This is a genomic window from Mesorhizobium sp. ES1-3 (genome assembly GCF_020164795.1).
GTDB lineage: Bacteria > Pseudomonadota > Alphaproteobacteria > Rhizobiales > Rhizobiaceae > Mesorhizobium.
This window is the reverse complement of sequence record NZ_JAIUGW010000001.1, coordinates 171,350-193,075: the sequence shown is the minus strand read 5'-3', so window position 1 is coordinate 193,075 and position 21,726 is coordinate 171,350. Positions and strand designations below refer to the sequence as shown.

Genomic DNA, 21,726 nt, shown 5'->3' with positions numbered 1-21,726 from the left:
TGTTCTTCCAGCGCCACATCATCGAAGGACTGACACAGGGCGGCCCCAAGGAATAGGCGGAATCAAGGAATGAAAGGATGAACGTGAAAGACCTCAAAGTCGGCTGCCAGACCTTCACCTGGGAAATGCTGGGCAAGGACTGGACGGGTGGCCCCGACGATCTGTTGAAGGCGATCGCGGATGGCGGTTATGCCGGCATCGAGATCACCGACACCATGATCGGCCGCTACGCCGGCAAGCCGGCCGAGTTCGCCGCCGCGCTGAAGTCGTCCGGCTTGGCGTTGGTTTCCTTCGCCTTCGGCTCGAAGAGCGGCTTCACGCTCAAGGATGAGATCGGCGCCGACCTCGAAACCGCCAGGCGCTGGATCGATTTCGTGGCAAACTTTCCCGATGCGCTGGTGTCGATGGGCTCGGCGACCGTCGTCTCCGAGGGGCCGCGCGACGGCAAATTCGCTATCGCGGCCGAGCTGTACAACAAGGCCGGCGAGCTCGGCCGCAAGGCTGGTGTCCAGATAGCCTTGCATCCGAGCTCGCATCACAACACGCTGCTGTTCGACCGCGCCGATTACGACGCGATCTTTGCCTTGCTCGACCCAGATCTGGTTGGCTGGGTGCCGGATACCGGCCACATCCTGCGCGGCCACAAGGACATGGCGGATACACTCACCACCTACCGTGACCGCATCCGCTACATCCACCTCAAGGACGTCGACGCCAAGGGCACATGGGCGATGCTGGGCGAAGGCGTCTGCGACACGCCTCGAGTCATCGAGATCGCCGGTACCGCGCCGAACTTCAACGGCTGGCTGGTGCTGGAAGAAGAATCCGACACCGCTGCCGCCGATCCGGCCGGTGCGGTCAAGACCAACCGCCAGACGATGCGCGGCTACGGGGCCTGAGACGATGATCAAGAAACAGGACAGACGCCTCAGGGTCGGTGTGCTTGGCTGCGGCCCGATCGCGCAGTTCGCGCATCTGGAATCCTGCGTCAAGGCCGGCAATGCCGACCTCTACGCTATCTGCGACGCGGCACCCGATCTCCTCGCCCGCATGGGCGCCACCTATGAACCGCAGAAGATGTATGCCGACTATGACGCCATGCTCGCCGATCCGGATCTGGAAGCAGTCATCGTCGCCACATCGGATGCCTATCACGTGCCGATGTCGATCAAGGCACTCGATGCAGGCAAGCATGTTCTCTGCGAAAAGCCGATCGGCACCTCGATCGAGGAAGGCGAGGCGCTGGCCGCAGCGGTCAAGCGCTCCGGCAAGGTGCTGCAGGTCGGGCACATGAAGCGTTTCGACCCGGCGCTGGAGGCCGCGCGCGATTTCGTCCGCGACGAGATCGGCGAGGTGCTGGCGCTGAAGGCCTGGTATTGCGATTCCACCCACCGCTACACCAACACCGATGCCGTGCAGCCGCTACCCGTCACCAGCAAGTTGGCGAAGAAGCCGGGCGGAAATCCCAAGGCCGATCTCAGGCAATATTTCATGCTGGCGCACGGCTCGCATCTAGTCGACACCGCCCGCTTCCTCTGCGGCGAGATCACCGCCGTGCGTGCTCGCCTCAACGAGCGCTTCGGCGCCTATTGCTGGTTCGTCGAGACCGAATTCGCCAGCGGCGCGCTCGGTCACCTCGATCTGACCGTCGCCGTGCGCATGGACTGGCACGAGGGTTTTCAGCTCTATGGCGAGAACGGGTCCGTCATCGCGAAAACCTTCAACCCCTGGTACTTCCGCGCCAGCGAGGTCGACATCTTCCATGAGAAGGACGCGACCTCGCGAAAACCGCTCGGCGCCGACGGCCATTTCTTCCGTCGCCAGCTCGAAGGCCTTGCCGACACCGTGCTCACCGGCGCACCGATGCGTGGCGCCAATGTCGAGGACGGCATCGCCTCGATCCGCGCCATGGTGGCGATTGCCCGTTCTGTCGAGACCGGCGAACGGGTTGAGCTCGCCTCGGTTTCGGGTGCGGTCTGATGCGTCTCGGCATCTTCGCCAAGACCTTTTCGGGCACCGACCCGGGTGCTGTGCTGACGACGGTGAACCAGGCCGGATACGAGACGACGCAGTTCAATCTCGCCTGCGCCGGCCTGTCGTCGATGCCGGATGTCGTGCCGGCGGATGCCGTCGCCGCCATCCGCACCGCAGTGCGATCGTCGGGCGTTTCGCTGGCCGCGCTGTCGGGCACCTACAACATGGCGCACCCCGACAAGGCTATGCGCGACGACGGACTTCGCCGCCTTGGCATCGTCATCGAGACTGCCGCCGCCCTCGGCATCCCGCTGGTCACGCTCTGCACCGGCTCGCGCGATGCCGCCGACCAATGGGCCTACCACCCCGACAATGCCGATCCGTCCGCCTGGTCCGACATGGCCGCCGAGATGGCAAAGGCGCTGGCGCTGGCCGAGGAGGCCGGCGTCGATCTCGGCATCGAGCCCGAGCAGGCCAACATCGTCACCTCGGCCACGGATGCGACGCGCCTGATCGCCGAGATGGGCTCCAGGCACCTGAAGATCGTGCTCGACCCGGCGAACCTCTTCGAGCATGGGACTCCGAATGAGGCGCGCATCATCGTCGCCGCCGCGATCGATGAGGCCGCCGGCCACATCGCCATGGCGCATGCCAAGGATCGGCATGCTGACGGCCGCTTCGCTACTGCGGGGCAAGGCATCGTCGACTTCCCGGATTTCGTCGCGCGGCTGAAGGGCGTGGGTTTCGATGGCGCGCTCGTCACGCACGGTTTGTCCGCCGACGAGGCTGCCGGCGTCGCCACCTTCCTGCGAAGGCTGCTCTGATGGACGCCGCGCCGATGGTCATGCTGCGCGGCGATGCAGCGCTCCGTGTCTTCGACACGGGGCAGGGCCTTCCCATCGTCTTCCAGCATGGTCTCGGCGGCGATGCCGCCCAGGTGGCGCAGAACTTTCCCGACGGCTCCTCGCGCCGCCGGCTCACGATCGAATGCCGTGCGCAAGGCGGTTCGAGTGCTGGCAGCCAGCGCCCGTTCTCGATCGCGATGTTCGCCGACGATGTGCTGGCCGCCGCCGATGCAGCCGGAATGGAGCGCTTCGTCGCCGGCGGCATCTCGATGGGGGCGGCGATCGCGCTGCGCCTGGCGGCCCGGCATCCCGATCGCGTCTCTGGCCTCGTGCTGGTGCGCCCTGCCTGGGCCTTCGACGCGGCGCCTCAGAACATGCAGCCTTACGTCGAAGTGGCGGAACTCATCGACCGGCTTCCGCTGGACGAGGCGCGCGCGGCCTTCGCGTCCTCCGCGACAGCAACCCGCTTTCGCAGAGAGGCGCCAGACAATCTCGCTTCGCTACTCGGCTTCTTCGCGCGTGACAATGCGACCGTCTTCGCCGAGGTGATGCAGGCGATCGCGAATGACGGACCCGGCGTGACGCGAGCCGAAGCCGCCGATCTTGCAAGGCCCACGCTCGTCATCGGCAGCGGCGTCGATCTCGTCCATCCCTTGGCGACCGCCCGCGAACTCGCCAACACCATCCCCGGCGCGGCCTTTGCCGAGGTGACGCCGAAGGCTACCGACAAGAACAGCCACTTCGCCGAAATCCGTGCCGCCATCGGCGGCTTCCTCGATAGAAATTTCAAAAACCAGGAACAATCATGATCTCGAAACCCTTGTCAGGTCCGGCCGCCATCGCCGCATTGCCGCGCGACCGTCTGATCGCCGAATTCTCATCTTGGTCTGCCAATCTCGCCAATTTCGAGAGCGACCTCAGGCGCATCGAACCCTATGTCGACCTGCACCACATCGACGTGGCGGACGGCCATTTCGCGCCGTCCTTCCTGTTTTTCCCCGATCTCGTCGCCCGCATCGCCAAACTGACGGCCAAGCCCGTCCACGTCCATCTGATGGTCGATGCGGGTATTGTCGAAGAACAGACGCGTCAGTTCATCGAGGCCGGCGCCGACATGATCAGCGTCCATGCCGAGAATGGCGAAGCGGGTCTGCGCGCCGTGCGGCTGGCGCGTGAACTCGGCGCCGAGGCCGGCGTCGTGCTGAGGCTGGAGACCCCGGTCGAGGCGGTGGAGCCTTTCGTCTCCGAGGTGGCTTTTGTCACGCTTCTCGGCACCGCGATCGGCGTCAAGGGCCAGGGCCTGTCGGAGAGAGCCTGCGACAGGCTGGGCGAGGCCCGTGCCATCCTGCGGAAGGCCGGCCGCGAGACAGCAGTGGTGCTCGCCGCCGATGGCGGCATCCGCCACGAAACCGTGCCGCTGCTGCTCGCCGCCGGCGCCGAGACCGTGGTGCTCGGCTCGCTCGCTTTTGGCGACAAGGATCTCGCCGGCCGCATCGGCTGGTTGCATGGTTTGAAGGTCGCGGCATGAGCATCGAAGCCGCCCTTGCGATCGATCTTGGCGGCACCGAGCTTCGTGCCGCTTTGGTCGACCGTGACGGCAAGATCCTGGCTTTCGCAGCTGTGCCGACGCAGGCGCAGGCCGGTCCCGAAGTGGTCATCGGCCAGATCGAGGCGCTGGCGGCAACCGTCCATGCCGAGGCGCCGGGGGTGTCGATCCTCGGCGTCGGCGTCGGCGCGCCGGGTCCGCTCGATCCGCTGGCTGGCATCGCCGTCGGACCGCCGACGCTGACCGGCTGGCAGGACGTGCCATTGGCAGACATCCTCGAGCGGCGGCTCGGCCTGCCGGTGCGGCTGGAGAACGACGCCAATGCGGCTGCGCTCGGCGAATGGCGCTTCGGCGCCGGACACGGCGCTCGCTCGCTGGTCTTCGTCACCGTCTCGACCGGGATCGGCGGCGGTGTCGTCGCCGACGGACGTATCCTGCATGGCCGCCGCGGGTTGGCCGCCGAGATCGGCCACATGACCATCACCAATGAAGGCGAGCGCTGCGTCTGCGGCGTCGTCGGCTGCTTCGAGGCCATCGCCTCGGGCACCGCGCTCGGCCGCCGCGCCAATGCCGCGACGTCGCCCCTGGACGGCTCGACGCTGCGCCGCCTCTCGGCCAACGCCGAGGTGACGGGCCGCCACGTCGTTGAGGCCGCACGCCTGCAGGACGATCTCGCTCTGGCCCTGCTCGAGGAGGAGGCACGCTGGCTCGGCGTCGGCTTCACCAATCTCTTGCATCTCTATTCGCCAGACGTTCTGGTCGTCGGCGGCGGCATCGGCAATGGCCTCGACCTGATGGCGCCCGTCATCGAGGCGACCATCCGCCAGCGCGCCATGCGCGCCTATCGCGACGTGCCGGTCGTCCAGGCCCAGCTCGGCCGCCACGCCGGGCTGGTCGGCGCGGCCAGCCTCGTGCTGTTCGATGATCTGGGCACGTTGGCGGCTCCCATGCCCGTCGGCCCAAGCACATATCCGGACACGAGGAGGGACTTCAATGGCTGAGCTCGAGCTGCGCGGCCCAATCGCGCTGCAAGTCGATCCGACGCGCTGCCATCTCTTCGCGGCCGATGGCAAGGCGCTGGCGCCGCTGGGCAAAGCCGCCTGACGTCACGGACATAAGACGATGGCCGCAAGCTGCGTGCCTGCGGCCGTCGTCATTTCACGGAACGGCGGATTACTCGGCGGGAACGATGTCCGCCGGCAGGCTGTCGTCGGCGGTGCCAGCCAATGCGTTGGCCAGCTTGGCCTCGTCGAGTTCGCCTTCCCAGCGCGCCACGACCAGCGTCGCCACCGCATTGCCGACGAAATTGGTCAACGCCCGGCATTCCGACATGAAGCGGTCGACGCCGAGGATCAGCGCCATGCCGGCGACCGGCACCGAGGGCACGACCGAAAGTGTCGCGGCCAGGGTGATGAAGCCGGCGCCGGTAATGCCGGCGGCACCCTTCGAGGATAGCATGGCGACCAGCAGCAGCAGAATCTGATCGCCGATCGATAGATGGATGTTCGTCGCCTGGGCAATGAACAGGGCGGCAAGCGTCATGTAGATGTTGGTGCCGTCGAGATTGAAGGAATAGCCGGTCGGGATGACCAGCCCGACCACCGAGCGCTTGGCGCCGGCCTTTTCCATCTTTTCCATCAGCGAGGGCAGGGCCGCTTCCGACGACGAGGTGCCCAGCACCAGGAGGAGCTCTTCCTTGATGTAGCGGATCAGGGACAGGATCGAGAAGCCGTTGTAGCGGCAGACGGCGCCGAGCACGACGAACACGAACAGGAACGACGTCGCGTAGAAGGTTCCGACCAGCATGGCGAGGTTGATGACCGAGCCGATGCCGTATTTGCCGATGGTGAAGGCCATGGCGCCGAACGCGCCGATCGGTGCTGCCTTCATCAGCACGCCGACCAGCTTGAACATCGGCGCCATCAGCGCCTGCAGGAAGTTGAGCACCGGCGTTCCCTTGTCGCCGACCAGCGCCAGCGCGATGCCGAACAGCACCGAGAAGAACAGCACCTGCAGGATGTCGCCGTCGGCGAAGGCGCCGACGATCGTGCCGGGGATGATGTTCATCAGGAAGCCGGTGACCGACTGGTCATGTGCCTTGGCGGCGTAAGTGTTGACCGTCGAGGCGTCGAGCGTCGCCGGGTCGATGTTGAAGCCGGCGCCCGGCTGCACGACATTGGCCATGACAAGGCCGATGATGAGCGCCAACGTGGAGAAGGTGAGGAAGTAGAGCATCGCCTTGCCGGCGACGCGGCCGACCTTCTGCAGGTCGCTCATGCCGGCGATGCCGGTTGCCACCGTCAGGAAGATGACCGGGGCGATGATCATCTTCACCAGCTTGATGAAGGCGTCGCCCAGCGGCTTCATGCTCTCGCCGATCGACGGATAGTAATGGCCGAGCAGGATGCCGACGGTGATTGCCGCCAGCACCTGGACGTAGAGCTGGGCATAGAGGGGCTTGCGCTGCGCGGCGGGCGCGGCGGATTGGTCTGCGATATGCATGGAACTCTCCCTGGCCGGATGGACGGAACCCGCCCTGCGTGACTTCTCCCATCGCGGCGTTCCGGTCGCCCGCCGCTGCAAGGACTTTTGCAAGCGCTGTGCCAGATGGCGGAAAGACCGGAATTCCCGGGTCTCAGCCGTTCCTGCCCTGCTTTCGACGGAGACCTGTGCGGATTTCCGCACAGCTCTTGTTTGCCCTGGCGGAATTTCGCATTAGACTGGGGCCAAGCCTTGCAGGGAAGGAGAGGGCCGACGCCGCGACAGCGCATCGATAGCGAAGCCCCAGGATTTGCCGGTCGCGACCTGTTGCGCGAAGCGGTAGCGCGCCTGCGCGGCGGCCGTTGGCTGCTTCTAGCAATCGCGCTCGCGGTGCTGGTCGGCGCGGTCGCCATTGCCGGGCGCATCGCCGAGGGGCAGGCCGCCGGCAACCTGCGCGCCGGGGCACTGGCCGCCTTGCCGCTGGCGGCGGGAACGCTGACCGGCGAAATCGAAAAGCAGCGTCTCGTGCCGCTGGTGCTGGCGCGCGACGATGCGGTGCGCGATGCGCTGCGCCGCGCCGGAAAGGTCGAGGAAACCGCTCTAGACGCCAAGCTGAAGGCCATCGCCGGCGATGCGTCGGCGTCCGCCGTCTATGTCATCGATACGGCGGGCATGGCGATATCGGCCAGCAATGCCGGCCAGCCGGACAGCTTTGTCGGCATCGACTATAATTTTCGCCACTATTTCACCGATGCGATGGCCAAGGGCGCCGCCAGCCAGTATGGCCTCGGCACGATCAGCGGCAAGCCGGGACTCTACCTCGCCAGCCGTGTCGACGACGGGGGCAAACCGCTTGGCGTCGCGGTTCTGAAGGTCGAACTCGGCGGTGTCGAAGCCAATTGGCGCGCCAGCGGCTTTCTCGTTTTCGTCACCGACGGGCGCGGCGTCGTTCTGGCCACCAGCCAGCCCGACTGGCGCTTCCATGCGCTGGCGCCGCTCTCCGCCGCGGACGCCGCTTCGGCGCATGACCAGCTTCAACTGGTCGACGCCGCCTTCGAGCCGCTGCCGATACGGCGTGGCGCCGGTGACGGTCTGGCGACAATCGACGAAGCCGGAAAATCGCGCCGGTTCGTCGAGGTGGTGCAGGACTTGCCCGATGCCGTTCCCGGCTGGCGCCTGTGGCTGCTGACGCCCGCCGATGCCGCCCTGGCTGCCGCCGCCAACACCGCGCGCCTGACGACGCTGCTCGGGCTGCTGCTGATGGGGCTGCTTGCCTACGTGTTCACCCGGCGCCGTCGCGCACGCCGGCTGCGGCAGGAAGCGCTGGCGCGCATGAATGCCGAACTCGAGAGCCGGGTCAGCACAAGGACGGCTGAACTGACCCGATCCAACAGCGCTCTCGCCGGCGAAATCGCCGAGCGCGAAAATGCCGAGGCCAAGGTCCGCCGGCTGCGCGACGATCTCGCCCAGGCCAACCGGCTCTCCATCCTCGGCCAGATCGCCGCCGGCGTGGCGCATGAGATCAATCAGCCGGTCGCCGCGATCCGCACCTATGCCGAGAACGCCGGCCGCTTCCTTGACGCCGGCAAGACCGAACCGGCGAGCGGCAATCTGACCTCGATCGTCTCGATGACCGAACGCATCGGCGCCATCACCGGCACGCTGCGCAGCTTTGCCCGCCGGCCCGGCACTGCTGCCTCGCCCTTGCCGGTGCGCGAGGCGATCGAGGGCGCGCTGTCGCTTCTGTCCGGCCGCATCCGCGATTCCGGCGTCACCATCGTCAAGCCGCGCGGCACCGCATCGCCATTGGTGATGGCAAGCCGCATCCGGCTGGAGCAGATCCTGGTCAACCTGTTGCAGAACGCGCTTGACGCCATGAAGGACCGCCCCGATCCCCGCATCGAGATCGACCTCGCCGAACGTGACGGTCACGTGCTGATTTCGGTGCGCGACAATGGGCCCGGCCTCGGGCCGGAAGCCGCCGGCAATCTGTTCATGCCGTTCCAGACCACCAAGGAGAAGGGGCTTGGCCTCGGCCTGGTGATCTCGCAGGAGATCGCCCAGGAATTGGGCGGCACGCTGCGGCTCGACCCCGACACCGCCAGCGGCGCATCCTTCACCATCGACTTGAGGCGGATCGAATGACCCAGGGATCAGAGCTGGTGGCGCTCGTCGACGACGATGCCGACCTGCTTCATGCCACCACGCAACTGCTCGAACTTGCCGGCTTCACGGTAATCGCGCTCGACGCCGCCGAAGCGGCGCTTGGCGTCGTCGACAAGGATTTCGAGGGTGTGGTCGTCAGCGATATCCGCATGCCTGGCATGAACGGTCTGCAGCTCTTCGACCGCATCAAGGCTGTCGACGCCGACTTGCCGGTGATCCTGGTCACCGGGCATGGCGATGTCGATCTTGCGGTCGCCGCGCTCAAGGACGGCGTCTATGATTTCATCCCGAAACCCTATGCGGGGGAGCGTCTGGTCGAGGCGCTGAAACGGGCATCGGAGAAGCGGCGGCTGGTCATGGAAAACCGGCGGCTCCGCGAAGCCGCGGCACTTGCCGCCGACGGCATGCCGTTGATCGGCGAAGCACCCGCCATGAGGCGATTGCGCGAGACCTTGCGCCAGATCGCCGACATGGATGTCGACGTGTTGGTGGAAGGCGAGACCGGAACCGGCAAGGAAGTCGTCGCCGACCTCCTGCATCGGTGGGGCCGGCGTCGCACAAAGCCCTTCGTCGCATTGAACTGCGGCGCTCTGCCCGAAACCGTCATCGAAAGCGAGCTGTTCGGCCACGAGGCCGGCGCGTTTACCGGGGCGCAGCGGCGGCGGATTGGCCGGATAGAGCACTCCAGCGGAGGCACGCTGTTTCTCGACGAGATCGAATCCATGCCACCGGCCCTGCAGGTCAAGCTCTTGCGGGTGCTGGAGACGCGCAGCCTCACTCCGCTCGGCTCGAACGAGACACGGCGCCTCGATCTCCGGGTCGTCGCGGCGACCAAGGTCGACCTCGGCCGGCCCGACCAGCGCGGCGATTTCCGCGAGGACCTCTATTTCCGCCTCAACGTGGTGACGCTGCGCATACCGCCGCTGCGCGAGCGGCGCGGCGATATCGCGATGCTGTTCGGCCATTTCCTAGGCAAGGCGGCGGAACGGTTCGGCCGCCCTCTCGCCAGGGTGAACGCCGCCGTGAGCCGTCATCTCCAGTCGCACGACTGGCCGGGCAATGTGCGCGAGCTCGCGCATTTCGCCGATCGCGTCGCGCTCGGCCTTGGGCCTGAGGACGAAGCCAGGTCCTCGCCCGCACGATTGCCGGAGCCTGTCGCCGCGCTGCCCGAAAGGGTCGGGCAATACGAGGCGCAGCTCATCCGCGACGCACTGCGCCATCATGGCGGCGATGTGCGCGGCGCCATCGACGCGCTCGGCGTGCCGCGCAAGACGTTCTACGACAAGCTCAAGCGCCATGGCATCGCCGCTTCCGACTTCCGCCCCTCTTGATACTCCCAAGCCATGCAATCCCGGAAAAGCCATGAACACCACGCTCGAAACGACGGCAAATCCCCAGACGGAAGAACTCGCCTTTCTCAGTGAACGGCTGACGGCGTTCAACGACGGCGATGTCGGGCCTTCCCAGAGGAAAGCGCTGGCCGTGTTCGTGCGCGATGAGGACGGCGCGATCGTCGCCGGCATTTCGGGTTACACCGCCTGGGGCTGGCTCTACGTGCAATGGCTGTGGGTCGATGAAAGGCTGCGCGGCCAGCATATGGCAGGCCAGATGCTCGACGCGGCTGAACGCGAAGCCGTGGCGCGCGGCTGCCAAAATGCCTGGATCGACACCTTCAATCCCAACGCCGCCAAGGTCTATCAGCGGCAGGGCTATCAGCCTTTCGGGACGCTGGCCGATTTCCCGGTCGGCCGCAGCCGCATCTTCCTGCGGAAGAAACTATCGCCCGCGTGAACTAACCAGCCAGCTTTCCGCCGCGCATCGGCTGCGGTGCGCCGGTCGTGCTCGGGAAACTGATCGGCAGGCCGCGCAGCACGCGCACCGCGAGGAAGGCAAAGCACTCCGCCTCCACCGCGTCGCCACTCCAGCCGAGGCTTTCGGCCAGCACCACCTCGACGCCGGCGCGGCTGGCCAGCATGGCCATCATCGTCGGGTTGTGGCGGCCGCCGCCGCTGACCACCAGCTTCTTCGGCCGGCTTGGCAGAAGGTCGAGCGCCTTGCCGACAGCCGACGCGGTGAAGGCGGTAAGCAGGGCCGCTCCATCCTCGGCGCTCAGGCCATCGGCCATGGCCGCGCCGAAGTCGAAACGGTCGAGCGATTTCGGGTAGGCCTTGGTCAGATAGGGATGCTGCAACAGCTTGGCGAGCCGGGCTTCGTCGACCGTTCCCGCGCGGCCAAGCGCGCCGTCGCGGTCCATTTCGCCGAGCCCTTTCGACTTGATGAAGTCGTTGAGCGGCGCGTTGGCGGGGCCGGTATCGAAGGCGATGACATTGTCGGCGCCGTCCCACCAGGTGATGTTGGCGACGCCGCCGAGATTGAGCACGGCCACCTCGCCACTGGCACCGGCGCTGCGCATCAGCGCGGTGTGATAGGCGGCGGCCAATGGCGCGCCTTGCCCGCCGGCGCGCATGTCGGCCGAGCGGAAATCATAGGCGACCTTGGTACCCAATATCTCGTGCATCAGCTCGCCATCGCCAAGCTGGCGGGTCTGGCCGAGCCGTCCGACCTGCGGCGCACGGTGCAGCACGGTCTGGCCGTGAAAGCCGATGACGCCGACATCAGCCATTGTCATGCCGTATCCTTCGACGAGTTCCTTCACTGCTGCCGACTGCGCACGCGTCAGAGCCTCGTCCGCCTTGCGAAAGATCGCCGGTTCGGGTCCGACAAAATTCCAGGCTCTGGCCGCTGTCAGCGTCTCCTCCAGCAAGGAGCGGATCGACGGGGGATAGGGCATCAGCCGGTAGGTGCCGAAATCCTCGATCCGCTCGCCATCGGTCTTGATCAGTGCCACGTCGATGTTGCCGTCAAGCACGGTGCCGGTCATCAGGCCGACGGCCCAGATTGGTTCCATGGTCTATCCCTAGCCCCTGTTGACGAGATCGCCGACCGCCTGCCGCAGCGAGACGATGCCGCTGTCGAAATGTCGTGTCGGATGGATGCGGTTGGTGAGCAAAGTCCATGCCTTGCCCTTGTCGAAGTCTATCCACAGTCCCGTGCCCGTAAAGCCGGTATGGCCGATCGTTCCCGGACTGCATTGCGCACCGCCGGACCAGCCCTCATAGGGGCGCTCCCAACCATGGGTTCGGGTGGCCGACAGGGGCGCGCGCATCAGCGCGATCGATTGTTCGGATGCGCCGGTTCCGTCCAGCAGTCCCTGCGCGAAATCGAGCACCGAAGCGGCCGTGCCGAACAGGCCGGCGTGCCCAGCGCCTTGCAGCGCCGAGCAATTGTCGTCGTGGACCTCGCCGGACAGCACGCGGTGGCGCCAGGTGCAGTCCTCGGTCGCAGCGGCGGCATCGGGCTGCGCGAACCATGCAAAACCCGGGCCGGGCTCCATGGCGCGGATGCTCTTGCCCGACAGCCGCTCCAACGCAAAGCCGAGCAGGATGAAGTTGATGTCGGAATAGACGGGGTCGCGTGCCCGCCATTCCCGCTGCAGGATGAAGGCGCGCAGCAGTTCGGGATCGCGTCCATAGGTGTAGATCGGCTCGACAGCCGGGAAGGGCGTCTGGTGGCCGAGGCACTGGCGGAACGTCACCTTGCGCTCCCAGGCGTTCGCGTCATACTGGCGAAGGTCGGGAAGCACCGAGATCAGCGGCGCGTCGAGATCGATGACGCCGTCCTGCACCAGCGCCAGGATGCGTGGCGTGGTGAAGATCACCTTGGTCAGGGACGCCAGGTCGAACCAGGTGTTTTCCCGCATCGGCCGCGGCTCAGGCACGAGCTGCGCAGAGCCGATGGACCGGACGATGCGGTCGCCATCACGGCTGACAATGCCGAGCACGCCGCCGGGGATGCGCTTGGCGGTTACTGCCGTTGCCAGGGGCGCGAATGCGCTGTCGAAGATCTCGGCGAGGTCGGTCAATGCCGGCCTCCGGATGTCGGCATGTCGTCAAGCGGAAAAGTCGGCGATCCTTCACACCCCCCTCTGTCCTGCCGGACATCTCCCCCGCAAGGGGGGAGATCGGCCGTAATAGCGGCTTTCCCCAATTGCCGACGTCTCTGGAGGGAGCGGTACGCCGAAGCTGCCAATCTCCCCCCTTGCGGGGGAGATGCCCGGCAGGGCAGAGGGGGGTGCTGTCCCGCCGACCTTGCATATCCCAGCGCCATCACGCCTCCACCCTCGCCATATGATCCCCGCCAAACCGCTCCCATTTCGCCGGCGCCGGTTCAAACCCTTGCGGCCTGACCAGCGACGGCACCTGGCGCGTGTCGATTTCGAAATGCTCGTGCCGCCGGTCGATGGCCGGAACGGCGGCGATCAGCTTCTTCGTGTAGGAATGCTTCGGCTTCGATAGCACGGATTGCGCGTCGCCGATCTCGACGATCTGGCCGGCATAGATGACGGCGATGCGGTGCGCGATCCGTTCGACCACCGCCATGTCGTGCGAGATGAACAGATAGGCCAGCCCAAACTCGCGCTGCAGGTCGACCAGCAGCTCCAGCACTTTGGCCTGCACCGAGACATCGAGCGCCGACACCGCTTCATCGAGAACCACGACGGACGGGTTGAGCATCAGCGCGCGGGCGATGCACAGTCTTTGCCGCTGGCCGCCGGAGAATTCATGCGGATAGCGCTCGAGGCTGTTCCTGGGCAGGCCGACGCGTTCGAGCAGGCCCGCCATTGTGGCACGGGTTTCGGCATCCATCCGCCCGCCGGTGGCGATCACCGGTTCGGCCAGAATGCTTTCGATGGTCAGCCTCGGGTTGAGCGAAGCGTAGGGGTTCTGGAACACCATCTGCACGGGCTTGGCGCCCCGCTCCGCCGACGCCATTCGGCTGCCAACCGAGAAGCTGCCGCGCGTCGACCGCACCAGCCCGAGAACCGCCTTTGCGGTGGTGGATTTTCCCGAACCGCTCTCGCCGACGATGGCCAGCGTCTCGCCTTGCATCAGGTCGAAATCGACACCGTCCACGGCATGCACCGCGCCGGTGGCGCGGCTGAAGAAATTGCTCTTGAGAGGAAACCGCACGACGAGACCATCGACCTTCAAGGCCGGTTGCGTGTTCTCGGCCTTGTCGCGCTGCCCGTCCGCGCGTGTCGCCCGGCCGCTGGCGAAATGCGGCACGTCTTGCAGCAGATGCTGCGTGTAGGGGTGCCGCGGTCTGTCGAGGATCTGGTTCAGCTCGCCCTGTTCAACTGCCTGCCCGTTCTGCATCACCATCACCTTGTCGGCGATGCCGGCGACCAGGCCGATATCGTGGGTGATGAAGATCATCGACATGCCGCTTTCGCGCTTCAGCTCAGCCAGCAGCGCCATGATCTGCGCCTGCACGGTGACGTCGAGCGCCGTCGTCGGCTCGTCGGCGATCAGCAGACGTGGGTTGCAGGCGAGCGCAATGGCGATCATTACCCGCTGCAGCATGCCGCCGGACAGCTGGTTGGGTGTGTATTTCAGCCGTCGCGCGGCATCGGGAATGCGCACGCGGTCGAGCGCGTCCCTGGCCGCTGCCGTGGCTTGCGAGCCTGTCAGCCCGCGATGCAGGCGGAACGATTCCTCGATCTGGGTGCCGATGGTCAGCACCGGGTTGAGCGATGTCATCGGCTCCTGGAAGATCATGCCGATCTCGGCGCCGCGAATGCCGGTGAGTTGCGCCTCGGTCGCGGCCGCCAACTCGAAGATGGTCCCATCGGCCCGCTTGAGCTTCATCGAACCGCCGGTGATGCGGCCGCCGCCGAAATCGACGAGCCGGTTGATCGAAAGCGCGGTCACCGATTTGCCCGAGCCGCTTTCGCCGACAATGGCCAGCGTCTCGCCGTCGGCGATATCGAAACCGACGCCGCGCACCACTTCATTGGCCTTGGGATTGCGGCCGAAGCCGACGCGCAGATCCGAGACCGACAGCAGCGGGGTCATGCGAACGCTCTCCGCATCCTCGGGTCGAGGATGTCGCGCAAGGCGTCACCCAGCAGGTTGAAGCCGAGGATGCTGATCATGATCGCCAGACCTGGGAAGATCATCAGCCAGGGCGCGGTCTCCATCAAATTGCGGCTGTCGCTCAGCATCAGGCCGAGAGATGCGGCCGGCGGCTGTGTGCCTAGGCCCAGGAAGCTCAAGCCGGCTTCCGTCAGCAGCGCCCAGGCGAGCGCCAGCGTCACCTGCACGGTCAGCGGCGCCACGAGGTTGAGCAGCAGGTGGCGCGTGACGATATAGCTCGCACTGCTGCCGAAGGTGCGCGCGGCGTCGACGAATTCGCGTGCCTTGAGCGACAGGGCTGGGCCGCGCACGACGCGGGTAAAGATCGGCGTGTAGACGATGCCGATGGCCACCACGCTGGTCCATGTGCCCGGCCCGGCGACGGTGACGATGAGCAGCGCCAGAAGGATCGCCGGGAAAGCCAGCAGCACGTCCATGATGCGCATCACGACGCCGTCCCAGCGGCGCCCGAGCCAGGCGGCGGCGAGCCCCAGGACCGTTCCGGCAAGGGACGCGAACGCCACCGAGAAGAAGGCGACCGTAAAGGACTGGCCGATGCCCGCCATCAGGCGGCTGGCGACATCGCGGCCGAACAGGTCGGTGCCCATCCAGTAGGCGGCGCTGGGCGCGTGCAGCCGGTCGATACGGTATTGCGTGATCGGATTGTGCGGCGTCAGCCCGAGCAGGCCAAGGATGGCGAGCAGCAGATAGACGCATACGATGATGCCGCCGATGCGGCCGCTGCCATGCCCGAAGATCGCGCGCAGGATGCGCATCACTGTTCCCCCAGCCGGATGCGGGGATCGAGCGCGACATAGGCGAGGTCGACCAGGAGATTGACGATCATGAAGTTGAAGGCGATGAACAGCACGCTTCCCTGCACCAGCGCATAGTCGCGCTGCAGGATGGCGTCGAGCACCATGCGTCCGAGGCCGGGCAGGGCGTAGATCTGCTCGACGATGACGGCGCCGCCCAAGAGATAGCCGAACTCGATGCCGCTCAGCGTCACCACCGGGATCAGCGCGTTGGGCAAAGCATGCCGCCAGATGACGCTGCGCGCCGAAGCGCCCTTGCTGCGGGCCGTGCGCACATAATCGTCGCTCAACACGTCGAGCATCGCCGAGCGCGCTATGCGGGTGACCGACGCCGCGAAGGCAAAGCCGAGCGTGATGGCTGGCAGGATCAGCTGGCTGAGATTGCGCAGGGGATCCTGCCAGAGCGGCGCGAATTCGCCCATCGCCGGCAGCACGCCGAAGCCGGCCGACAGCGTGTAGATGATCAACAGGCCAAGCACGAAGCTAGGCGTCGACTGGCCGATCATGGCCACGATGCGCACGCCGAGGTCGGACGGTTTTTCGCTGCGCGTGGCGGCGAAGATGCCGGCCGGCATGCCGACCAGAAGCGCGATGATCATGGAAAGCACAGCCAGCTCCAGCGTCAGCGGAAAGCGCTCGAGGATGACGTCGAGAACCGGCCGGCCATAGGTGACGGAGATGCCGAAATTGCCGTGCAGGATGCCGCCGATCCAGCGCCAGTACTGGACGAACCAGGGCTGGTCGATACCGAAATAGGCGGCAAGCGAATCCCGTTGAGCCGGCGTTAGCAGGCCGGCCTCCGTGCCCAGCATCGCCGTGATCGAATCGCCGGGCACCATCCGGATCGCCACGAAGACCAGGATGGATACGCCAAGTAGGACGAGAGGAAACGTCGCCAGCCGTCGCAAGAGATAGTTCACGCCAGGAAGACCTCTCGTCCCGTTGCCGAATCCGGCGCTATTGGATCGTCACTTTGCTCAGGCTGAACAGCGTGCCGGTCGGCGTCGGCACGAATCCGGCGATGTTTTTCTGCTGGGCCGTGTAGCTGTAGGAGGTGTAGAGCCAGATCCACGGCGATATCTCGGCGAGATGCTTCTCGAACGCGGCGAAGATCACCTTGCGTTTGGCCGGGTCGGTCTCGGCGCGGCCCTGCTGCATCAGGCTGTCCAGCGTGTCGTCGATGTAGTTCGCCACCTTCTGCAGATTGCCGGCCTTGGTCCAGTAGCGGTTGTACATCGTATAGGGGTCGGCACGACCGCCGTTGAGCGCGATCGCCATGTCGAAATCGCCTTTCAGCCAGGCGTCGACATAGACGTTGAGCTCCATCATCTTGATGTCGAGCTTGACGCCGATCTCGGCGAGTTGCGACTGGATGACCTGGGCTTCGGCCGCCGCCGTCGGCGGCTCGCCGGTGGCGCCGATCACGGTCGCCGAAAAGCCGTCGGCAAAGCCGGCCTCGGCCATCAGCTTCTTGGCCTTTTCAACATCGCGCTTGTAGCAGAACAACTGGCTCGGATCGGTGGCGAACGCCGGGATGGTCAGTGGCCCGGTGACCTTGCCTTCGCCCAGCGCAGCAGTGTCCAGCACCTCCTGCCGGTCGATGGCGCAGGAGATCGCCTGGCGCACCTTGAGCTCGGTCATCGGCTTGCGCGACGGGTTGAGCTGCAGCACGTTGTAGGCAAGCACGGGCACGCGGTTGAGCTGCAGGGTGGCTTCCTTCGGCACGAGCGTGGCGACCAGCGGGTCGTTGAGCAGGGCGAAATCGATCTGTTTGGTGCGCATGGCCGCGAGGATCGCCGCCTCGTCCGGCAGCACGCTGATCTCGATGCCATCGACGCCGGTCGCGCCGCCGGCCCAGTCCTTGTTGGCGCTCAAGACCTCCTTGGCGTTGGGGTCCCACTTGTCGAGCTTGAACGGGCCGGAACCGACCGCTTTGGTGCCGATCGAGCCTGCCTTGATTTCAGCCGCCGGAACGATGGCCGCGTTGACGTCGCTCATCGCCGTCAGGATCGGCGCGTCGGGCTGCGAGAGGTGGAATACGACGGTGCCTGCATCCGGCGTGTCGATGCTGGCGATCGACAGAAAATTGGCGCGGGCGGCGGCACCCGTCTTCTCGTCGAGGATGCGCTCGAACGACGCCTTGACGTCGGCGGAGGTCACCGCCGTGCCGTCCTGGAATTTCGCCTTGGGATCGAGCTTGAAGGTCAGCTCCTTGCCGTCTTTCGAAAACTCCCAGGAGGTGGCGACGGCAGGGATGATCTGCAGGCTGGCGTCGAGCCGCACCAGGGGCTCGTAGATGAGCTCCAAAAGCCGCAGCGAGGAAAATGCCGTCTGCTTGTGCGGATCAAGCCCGGTGGCGTCTTGCGACCAGGCCATGTGCAATGTCGCCGCCTGCGCCGAAACCGAGGCGATGCCGAGCATAGCGGCAAGGGTGATGCCCGACAGCAGTGTTCTTGTGAGGTGCCTTACCATTTTCGTCTCCCGTTATGACTTGACTTGATGCCTTGCAGTTTCTGTCGACCGCTTCCAAGGCACACATGCTTTGGAGTATCGGCCCAGTCTAGGCGGCTTCACCCCGTCTTGTCTAAAGCGGCTTCAGCCGTCATGTCCCACCTGCTTCAGGCCGCTTCGTCGCTGATCGCCTTTCGCAGGAACCCTCGGGCTTTGACCAGTGCCGTCCGCGCCGCCTCGACATCGAGGCCGGTGGTGGTCACCAGGATCGCCAGCTTGACGTCATTGCCGGTCCGCTCGAGCGCCTGTCGCGCCTGCGGCGCGGTGCAGCCGGTCGTCTGCATGACGATCCTGACCGCGCGGGCGACCAGCTTCCGGTTCGACGGGTTCAGGTCGACCATCAGATTCTGGTAGCTCTTGCCGATGCGGATCATCGAAGCCGTGGTCAGCATGTTGAGCACCAGCTTCTGCGCGGTTCCCGATTTCAGCCGCGTCGAGCCGGTGAGCACTTCGGGGCCGACGACGGGTGAGATGGCGATGTCGGCGATGCCTGCAATGGTCGATGCCGGATTGCAGGACAGCGCGACGGTCGTCGCGCCGATCTGCCTGGCATAGGTCAGCCCGCCGATCACATAGGGCGTGCGCCCGCTGACCGCGATACCGACCACCACGTCGTCAGCTGTGAGCGTGATGTCCTGCAAGGCCCTGACGCCCATCTTCGGGTCATCCTCGGCGCCTTCGAGCGAGCGCACCAGCGCGTCGGACCCACCGGCGATCAGGCCGACCACCATGCCTTCGGGCACGCCGAAGGTCGGCGGACATTCCGAAGCGTCGAGAACCCCGAGCCGGCCGCTGGTGCCGGCGCCGATATAGACGAGCCGCGCGCCTTTTTGGAAGGCAAGCACGATGCGGTCAACCGCGGCGGCAATTTCCGGCAGCACCTTTTCGACGGCCACAGGGACAAGCTTGTCCTCGTCGTTAATCCGGCGCAGCACGTCGATGGTCGGCAGCAGGTCGATGTCGACGGTCCCCGGGTTCCGGCCTTCGGAAACCAGTCGGTCCAGCTCAGACATCAACCCTTGCTCGGTCATCCCAGTGCTTTCAAAATGCTGCTGTACGGCGTTCGGCATGGCCCGACGGGCAACCAGTGCAAACGGACCCTCGGTCCGCCACAGCAGCTTACCTTTGTTAACTTTTTAGAATTTGATATTCGCATCGTCAACAGAGATTTGGAATATTTTATTCCTGCTCTGCCAGCTATCCCTTGCAGACCGACCTCTTCGCAAGAATGATCGCGCCGGACACGGCGTCGCCGTCAGCGGGCTTCAGGCGGCGGCGCACATCGGGGGAGAGCCAGGGCTCGAGCGGGCTGGCTAGACCGCCCAGCAAGGTCACGCGCGGCGCGCCTTTTTCGAACAGCACCCGAACCAGCGTGTCGATCTGCTCGGCGGCACTTTGGACGATGCGGCGTCCGGCGGGGTCGCCCTGGTCGGCATGGCGCATCACCATGGGTGCAAGCGCGGCATAGTCCGTGGCGCTGGCGCGGTCCATCCAGGCGACGGCCTCCATAGGGTCGCCCGCGAAGCGTTGCATGACCTCCGCCAGCAGCGCCGTCCGTTCGTGGCGGCCGTCATGGGCGCGCAGCGCCAGCTGCACGGCTTTCAGTCCGAGGTCTGCGCCACTGCCCTCGTCGGAGATCGGAAATCCATAGCCGCCGGCGCGCAGGTCGCGGCCCCCGACAAAGCCAAGGCCGATCGAGCCTGTCCCGGCGATGACGATGGCGCCGTCCTGACCCGAATGTGCGCCAAGGCAGGCGCCGACGCCGTCGCTGACGAAGTCGATGCTGGCAAAGGGGTGCGCTATTGCCCGCAACGCCTCCAGCGCGCCTTTGCGGCCGATGCCGGCAAGACCGATTCCGGCATGGATCCGGGCGGTCTCGGCCGGCGCGAAACCTGCTTCCTCGATCGCCGCGCCGAAGGCTTTCGCAATGGAGGCCCAGGCTGCCTCGATGCCGAGCCGCGTCGTCGCCGGACCCGACAGGCCTTGTCCCAGCACCATGCCTTGCGCGTCCTCGATCCGGGCGCGGCAACCGGTGCCGCCGCCATCGACGCCGAGAAAATAAATCGCGCCGCCGCTCATGCGCCCAGCCGCTCGATGTCGGCGCCGCAGAGGCGCAGCTTGCGGTCCAGTTGCTCGTAGCCGCGGTCGAGGTGATAGACGCGGTTGATGATGGTCTCGCCTTCACAGACCAGCGCCGCCAGCACCAGCGACACCGAAGCGCGCAAATCGGTGGCCATCACTTGCGCGCCATGCAGCTTCTCGCCGCCGCGCACCAGGGCCATGGTGCCTTGCAGCTTGATGTTGGCGCCGAGCCGCATCAGTTCGGGCACATGCATGAAGCGGTTCTCGAAGATGGTTTCGCGCAGCAGCGAGGCGCCCTGCGCGCAGCACATCAGCGCCATGAACTGCGCCTGCAGGTCGGTCGGGAACCCTGGATAGGGTTCCGTGGTGAGGTCGGCTGCCTTGAGCGGCCGGTCGCGCGACACGATGAGGCCACGGTCGCCCGGCCAGACGCTGACGCCGGTCGCCTCCAACAGTTGCACCACCGAAGCCATGTGTTCGAGCCGGGCGTGCGTCAGTTCGAGCTGGCCGCCGGTGATGGCAGCCGCGATGGCATAGGTGCCGGCCTCGATGCGGTCGGGGATGATGTCGTGCCTGGCGGCGTGCCAGTTGGTGTCGCCCGCGATCAGGATGCGATGCGTGCCGGCGCCCTCGATGCGCGCACCCATGGCGTTGAGGCAAGCGGCGAGATCGGCCACCTCCGGTTCGCGCGCGGCGTTGAGGATCTCGGTTTCGCCCTTGGCCGCGGTCGCCGCCATCATGGCGGTTTCCGTCGCCCCGACCGATGGTGAGGGGAGCACGATGCGGGTGCCGGTCAATCCGTTCGGCACCGAAGCGACGATCAGGCCGTTCTCGATGGCGATCCTGGCGCCGAGTGCGGCGAGTGCGGCGACATGCATGTCGACCGGCCGCGCGCCGATCGCGCAACCGCCCGGCAGCGAAACCCGGGCGTGGCCGAACCGCGCCAGCAACGGCGCCAGGACCAGCACTGTCGCCCGCATCTTCCGCACCGTGTCGTAGGACGTTTCCTTGGAAACGGCGGCACTTGTGTCGATGGTCGCGGCATGGGCGGACCTTGTCACTTCGGCACCGTGAAGCCTTGCCACGCCGAGCATGTTTTCGACGTCGGTCACATCGGGCAGGTTGGTCAGTTCGAGCGGGTAGGGGCTGAGCAGTGCGGCCGCGATCTGCGGCAAGGCGGCATTCTTGGCGCCCGATATGGTGACCGCGCCTTGCAGTCTCTGTCCGCCGACGATCCGCAATCTGTCCATGGCTGATACCTTGACGATGAGGCTCACACCGGCAACCTGCCTGGGAAAGCTGCTCCAAATCCCGAGCGGTGACCCGGGTCA

At 66.0% G+C, this 21,726-nt stretch carries 19 protein-coding genes; 9 read left to right on the top strand and 10 right to left on the bottom strand.

Features of this window, described 5'->3' with window-relative positions:
- Positions 1 to 77 precede the first annotated feature (77 nt).
- From LB536_RS00900 to LB536_RS00875, 6 genes are read left to right on the top strand one after another with little or no spacing between them, the layout of a single operon-like run.
- Positions 78 to 899 (top strand): sugar phosphate isomerase/epimerase family protein, encoded by an 822-nt coding sequence (locus LB536_RS00900; RefSeq protein WP_224589762.1) that lies wholly within the window; start codon positions 78 to 80, stop codon positions 897 to 899.
- A 4-nt stretch (positions 900 to 903) separates the two neighbouring features.
- Positions 904 to 1,980 (top strand): Gfo/Idh/MocA family protein, encoded by a 1,077-nt coding sequence (locus tag LB536_RS00895; RefSeq protein WP_224589761.1) that lies wholly within the window; start codon positions 904 to 906, stop codon positions 1,978 to 1,980.
- The gene (locus tag LB536_RS00890; protein WP_224589760.1) at positions 1,980 to 2,798 is read left to right on the top strand and encodes a sugar phosphate isomerase/epimerase family protein; all 819 of its coding nucleotides are present in this window, start codon (positions 1,980 to 1,982) and stop codon (positions 2,796 to 2,798) included. Before LB536_RS00895 ends, LB536_RS00890 begins: the two co-directional genes overlap by 1 nt.
- A complete protein-coding gene (locus LB536_RS00885; protein ID WP_224589759.1) occupies positions 2,798 to 3,628 on the top strand; it encodes an alpha/beta fold hydrolase in 831 nt (276 codons plus the stop codon). Before LB536_RS00890 ends, LB536_RS00885 begins: the two co-directional genes overlap by 1 nt.
- The gene (locus LB536_RS00880; RefSeq protein WP_224589758.1) at positions 3,625 to 4,347 is read left to right on the top strand and encodes a ribulose-phosphate 3-epimerase; all 723 of its coding nucleotides are present in this window, start codon (positions 3,625 to 3,627) and stop codon (positions 4,345 to 4,347) included. The genes LB536_RS00885 and LB536_RS00880 overlap by 4 nt, the downstream gene beginning before the upstream one ends.
- Positions 4,344 to 5,366: an ROK family protein gene (locus LB536_RS00875; RefSeq protein ID WP_224589757.1), complete on the top strand. Its 1,023-nt coding sequence runs from the start codon at positions 4,344 to 4,346 to the stop codon at positions 5,364 to 5,366. The genes LB536_RS00880 and LB536_RS00875 overlap by 4 nt, the downstream gene beginning before the upstream one ends.
- A 172-nt stretch (positions 5,367 to 5,538) precedes the next feature.
- Here the strand turns inward: LB536_RS00875 and LB536_RS00870 are convergent, their stop codons facing one another.
- Entirely contained in the window at positions 5,539 to 6,867 is a 1,329-nt protein-coding gene (locus LB536_RS00870) for a dicarboxylate/amino acid:cation symporter (RefSeq protein ID WP_224589756.1), read from the bottom strand.
- A 303-nt stretch (positions 6,868 to 7,170) separates the two neighbouring features.
- Here LB536_RS00870 and LB536_RS00865 point away from each other — a divergent pair, with 303 nt between their 5' ends.
- Genes LB536_RS00865 through LB536_RS00855 form a run of 3 tightly spaced genes read left to right on the top strand, consistent with a single transcriptional unit; the run spans position 7,171 to position 10,803 of the window.
- Positions 7,171 to 8,991 (top strand): sensor histidine kinase, encoded by a 1,821-nt coding sequence (locus LB536_RS00865; protein WP_224590069.1) that lies wholly within the window; start codon positions 7,171 to 7,173, stop codon positions 8,989 to 8,991.
- The gene (locus tag LB536_RS00860; protein ID WP_224589755.1) at positions 8,988 to 10,343 is read left to right on the top strand and encodes a sigma-54-dependent transcriptional regulator; all 1,356 of its coding nucleotides are present in this window, start codon (positions 8,988 to 8,990) and stop codon (positions 10,341 to 10,343) included. Before LB536_RS00865 ends, LB536_RS00860 begins: the two co-directional genes overlap by 4 nt.
- Positions 10,344 to 10,374: 31 nt before the next feature.
- Positions 10,375 to 10,803, top strand: coding sequence for a GNAT family N-acetyltransferase (locus LB536_RS00855; protein ID WP_224589754.1), 429 nt, complete (start codon positions 10,375 to 10,377; stop codon positions 10,801 to 10,803).
- Position 10,804: 1 nt separating this feature from the next.
- Here LB536_RS00855 and LB536_RS00850 read toward each other — a convergent pair whose 3' ends face one another.
- The 9 genes from LB536_RS00850 to murA form a co-directional block, all read right to left on the bottom strand.
- Positions 10,805 to 11,920: an anhydro-N-acetylmuramic acid kinase gene (locus tag LB536_RS00850; RefSeq protein ID WP_224589753.1), complete on the bottom strand. Its 1,116-nt coding sequence runs from the start codon at positions 11,918 to 11,920 to the stop codon at positions 10,805 to 10,807.
- A 9-nt stretch (positions 11,921 to 11,929) separates the two neighbouring features.
- The gene (locus LB536_RS00845; protein ID WP_224589752.1) at positions 11,930 to 12,934 is read right to left on the bottom strand and encodes a serine hydrolase domain-containing protein; all 1,005 of its coding nucleotides are present in this window, start codon (positions 12,932 to 12,934) and stop codon (positions 11,930 to 11,932) included.
- A 244-nt stretch (positions 12,935 to 13,178) separates the two neighbouring features.
- Positions 13,179 to 14,927 carry an ABC transporter ATP-binding protein gene (locus LB536_RS00840; protein WP_224589751.1) on the bottom strand — a complete coding sequence of 583 codons (1,749 nt, stop codon included), beginning with the start codon at positions 14,925 to 14,927 and terminating at the stop codon, positions 13,179 to 13,181.
- Positions 14,924 to 15,763, bottom strand: a complete 840-nt coding sequence (locus LB536_RS00835; protein ID WP_140757699.1) for an ABC transporter permease — start codon at positions 15,761 to 15,763, stop codon at positions 14,924 to 14,926. The genes LB536_RS00840 and LB536_RS00835 overlap by 4 nt, the downstream gene beginning before the upstream one ends.
- Positions 15,763 to 16,722: an ABC transporter permease gene (locus LB536_RS00830; protein WP_224589750.1), complete on the bottom strand. Its 960-nt coding sequence runs from the start codon at positions 16,720 to 16,722 to the stop codon at positions 15,763 to 15,765. Before LB536_RS00830 ends, LB536_RS00835 begins: the two co-directional genes overlap by 1 nt.
- 37 nt (positions 16,723 to 16,759) lie before the next feature.
- The gene (locus LB536_RS00825; RefSeq protein WP_224589749.1) at positions 16,760 to 18,274 is read right to left on the bottom strand and encodes an ABC transporter substrate-binding protein; all 1,515 of its coding nucleotides are present in this window, start codon (positions 18,272 to 18,274) and stop codon (positions 16,760 to 16,762) included.
- A 146-nt stretch (positions 18,275 to 18,420) separates the two neighbouring features.
- Entirely contained in the window at positions 18,421 to 19,344 is a 924-nt protein-coding gene (gene murQ, locus LB536_RS00820) for an N-acetylmuramic acid 6-phosphate etherase (protein ID WP_224589748.1), read from the bottom strand.
- Between the two features lie 166 nt (positions 19,345 to 19,510).
- Positions 19,511 to 20,392: an N-acetylglucosamine kinase gene (locus LB536_RS00815; protein WP_224589747.1), complete on the bottom strand. Its 882-nt coding sequence runs from the start codon at positions 20,390 to 20,392 to the stop codon at positions 19,511 to 19,513.
- Complete coding sequence (gene murA, locus LB536_RS00810; protein WP_224589746.1) at positions 20,389 to 21,645, bottom strand: UDP-N-acetylglucosamine 1-carboxyvinyltransferase; 1,257 nt, start codon at positions 21,643 to 21,645, stop codon at positions 20,389 to 20,391. The genes LB536_RS00815 and murA overlap by 4 nt, the downstream gene beginning before the upstream one ends.
- Positions 21,646 to 21,726 lie beyond the last annotated feature (81 nt).

What these genes read in the sequence shown, in the direction of transcription:
- LB536_RS00840 (WP_224589751.1), bottom strand. Translation starts at nt 14,927, where the DNA reads ATGACCCCGCTGCTGTCGGTCTCGGATCTGCGCGTCGGCTTCGGCCGC.
- LB536_RS00835 (WP_140757699.1), bottom strand. Translation starts at nt 15,763, where the DNA reads ATGCGCATCCTGCGCGCGATCTTCGGGCATGGCAGCGGCCGCATCGGC.
- LB536_RS00890 (WP_224589760.1), top strand. Translation starts at nt 1,980, where the DNA reads ATGCGTCTCGGCATCTTCGCCAAGACCTTTTCGGGCACCGACCCGGGT.
- LB536_RS00860 (WP_224589755.1), top strand. Translation starts at nt 8,988, where the DNA reads ATGACCCAGGGATCAGAGCTGGTGGCGCTCGTCGACGACGATGCCGAC.
- LB536_RS00875 (WP_224589757.1), top strand. Translation starts at nt 4,344, where the DNA reads ATGAGCATCGAAGCCGCCCTTGCGATCGATCTTGGCGGCACCGAGCTT.
- LB536_RS00850 (WP_224589753.1), bottom strand. Translation starts at nt 11,920, where the DNA reads ATGGAACCAATCTGGGCCGTCGGCCTGATGACCGGCACCGTGCTTGAC.
- murQ (WP_224589748.1), bottom strand. Translation starts at nt 19,344, where the DNA reads ATGACCGAGCAAGGGTTGATGTCTGAGCTGGACCGACTGGTTTCCGAA.
- LB536_RS00900 (WP_224589762.1), top strand. Translation starts at nt 78, where the DNA reads ATGAACGTGAAAGACCTCAAAGTCGGCTGCCAGACCTTCACCTGGGAA.
- LB536_RS00855 (WP_224589754.1), top strand. Translation starts at nt 10,375, where the DNA reads ATGAACACCACGCTCGAAACGACGGCAAATCCCCAGACGGAAGAACTC.
- LB536_RS00815 (WP_224589747.1), bottom strand. Translation starts at nt 20,392, where the DNA reads ATGAGCGGCGGCGCGATTTATTTTCTCGGCGTCGATGGCGGCGGCACC.
- LB536_RS00885 (WP_224589759.1), top strand. Translation starts at nt 2,798, where the DNA reads ATGGACGCCGCGCCGATGGTCATGCTGCGCGGCGATGCAGCGCTCCGT.
- LB536_RS00825 (WP_224589749.1), bottom strand. Translation starts at nt 18,274, where the DNA reads ATGGTAAGGCACCTCACAAGAACACTGCTGTCGGGCATCACCCTTGCC.
- murA (WP_224589746.1), bottom strand. Translation starts at nt 21,645, where the DNA reads ATGGACAGATTGCGGATCGTCGGCGGACAGAGACTGCAAGGCGCGGTC.
- LB536_RS00880 (WP_224589758.1), top strand. Translation starts at nt 3,625, where the DNA reads ATGATCTCGAAACCCTTGTCAGGTCCGGCCGCCATCGCCGCATTGCCG.
- LB536_RS00870 (WP_224589756.1), bottom strand. Translation starts at nt 6,867, where the DNA reads ATGCATATCGCAGACCAATCCGCCGCGCCCGCCGCGCAGCGCAAGCCC.
- LB536_RS00895 (WP_224589761.1), top strand. Translation starts at nt 904, where the DNA reads ATGATCAAGAAACAGGACAGACGCCTCAGGGTCGGTGTGCTTGGCTGC.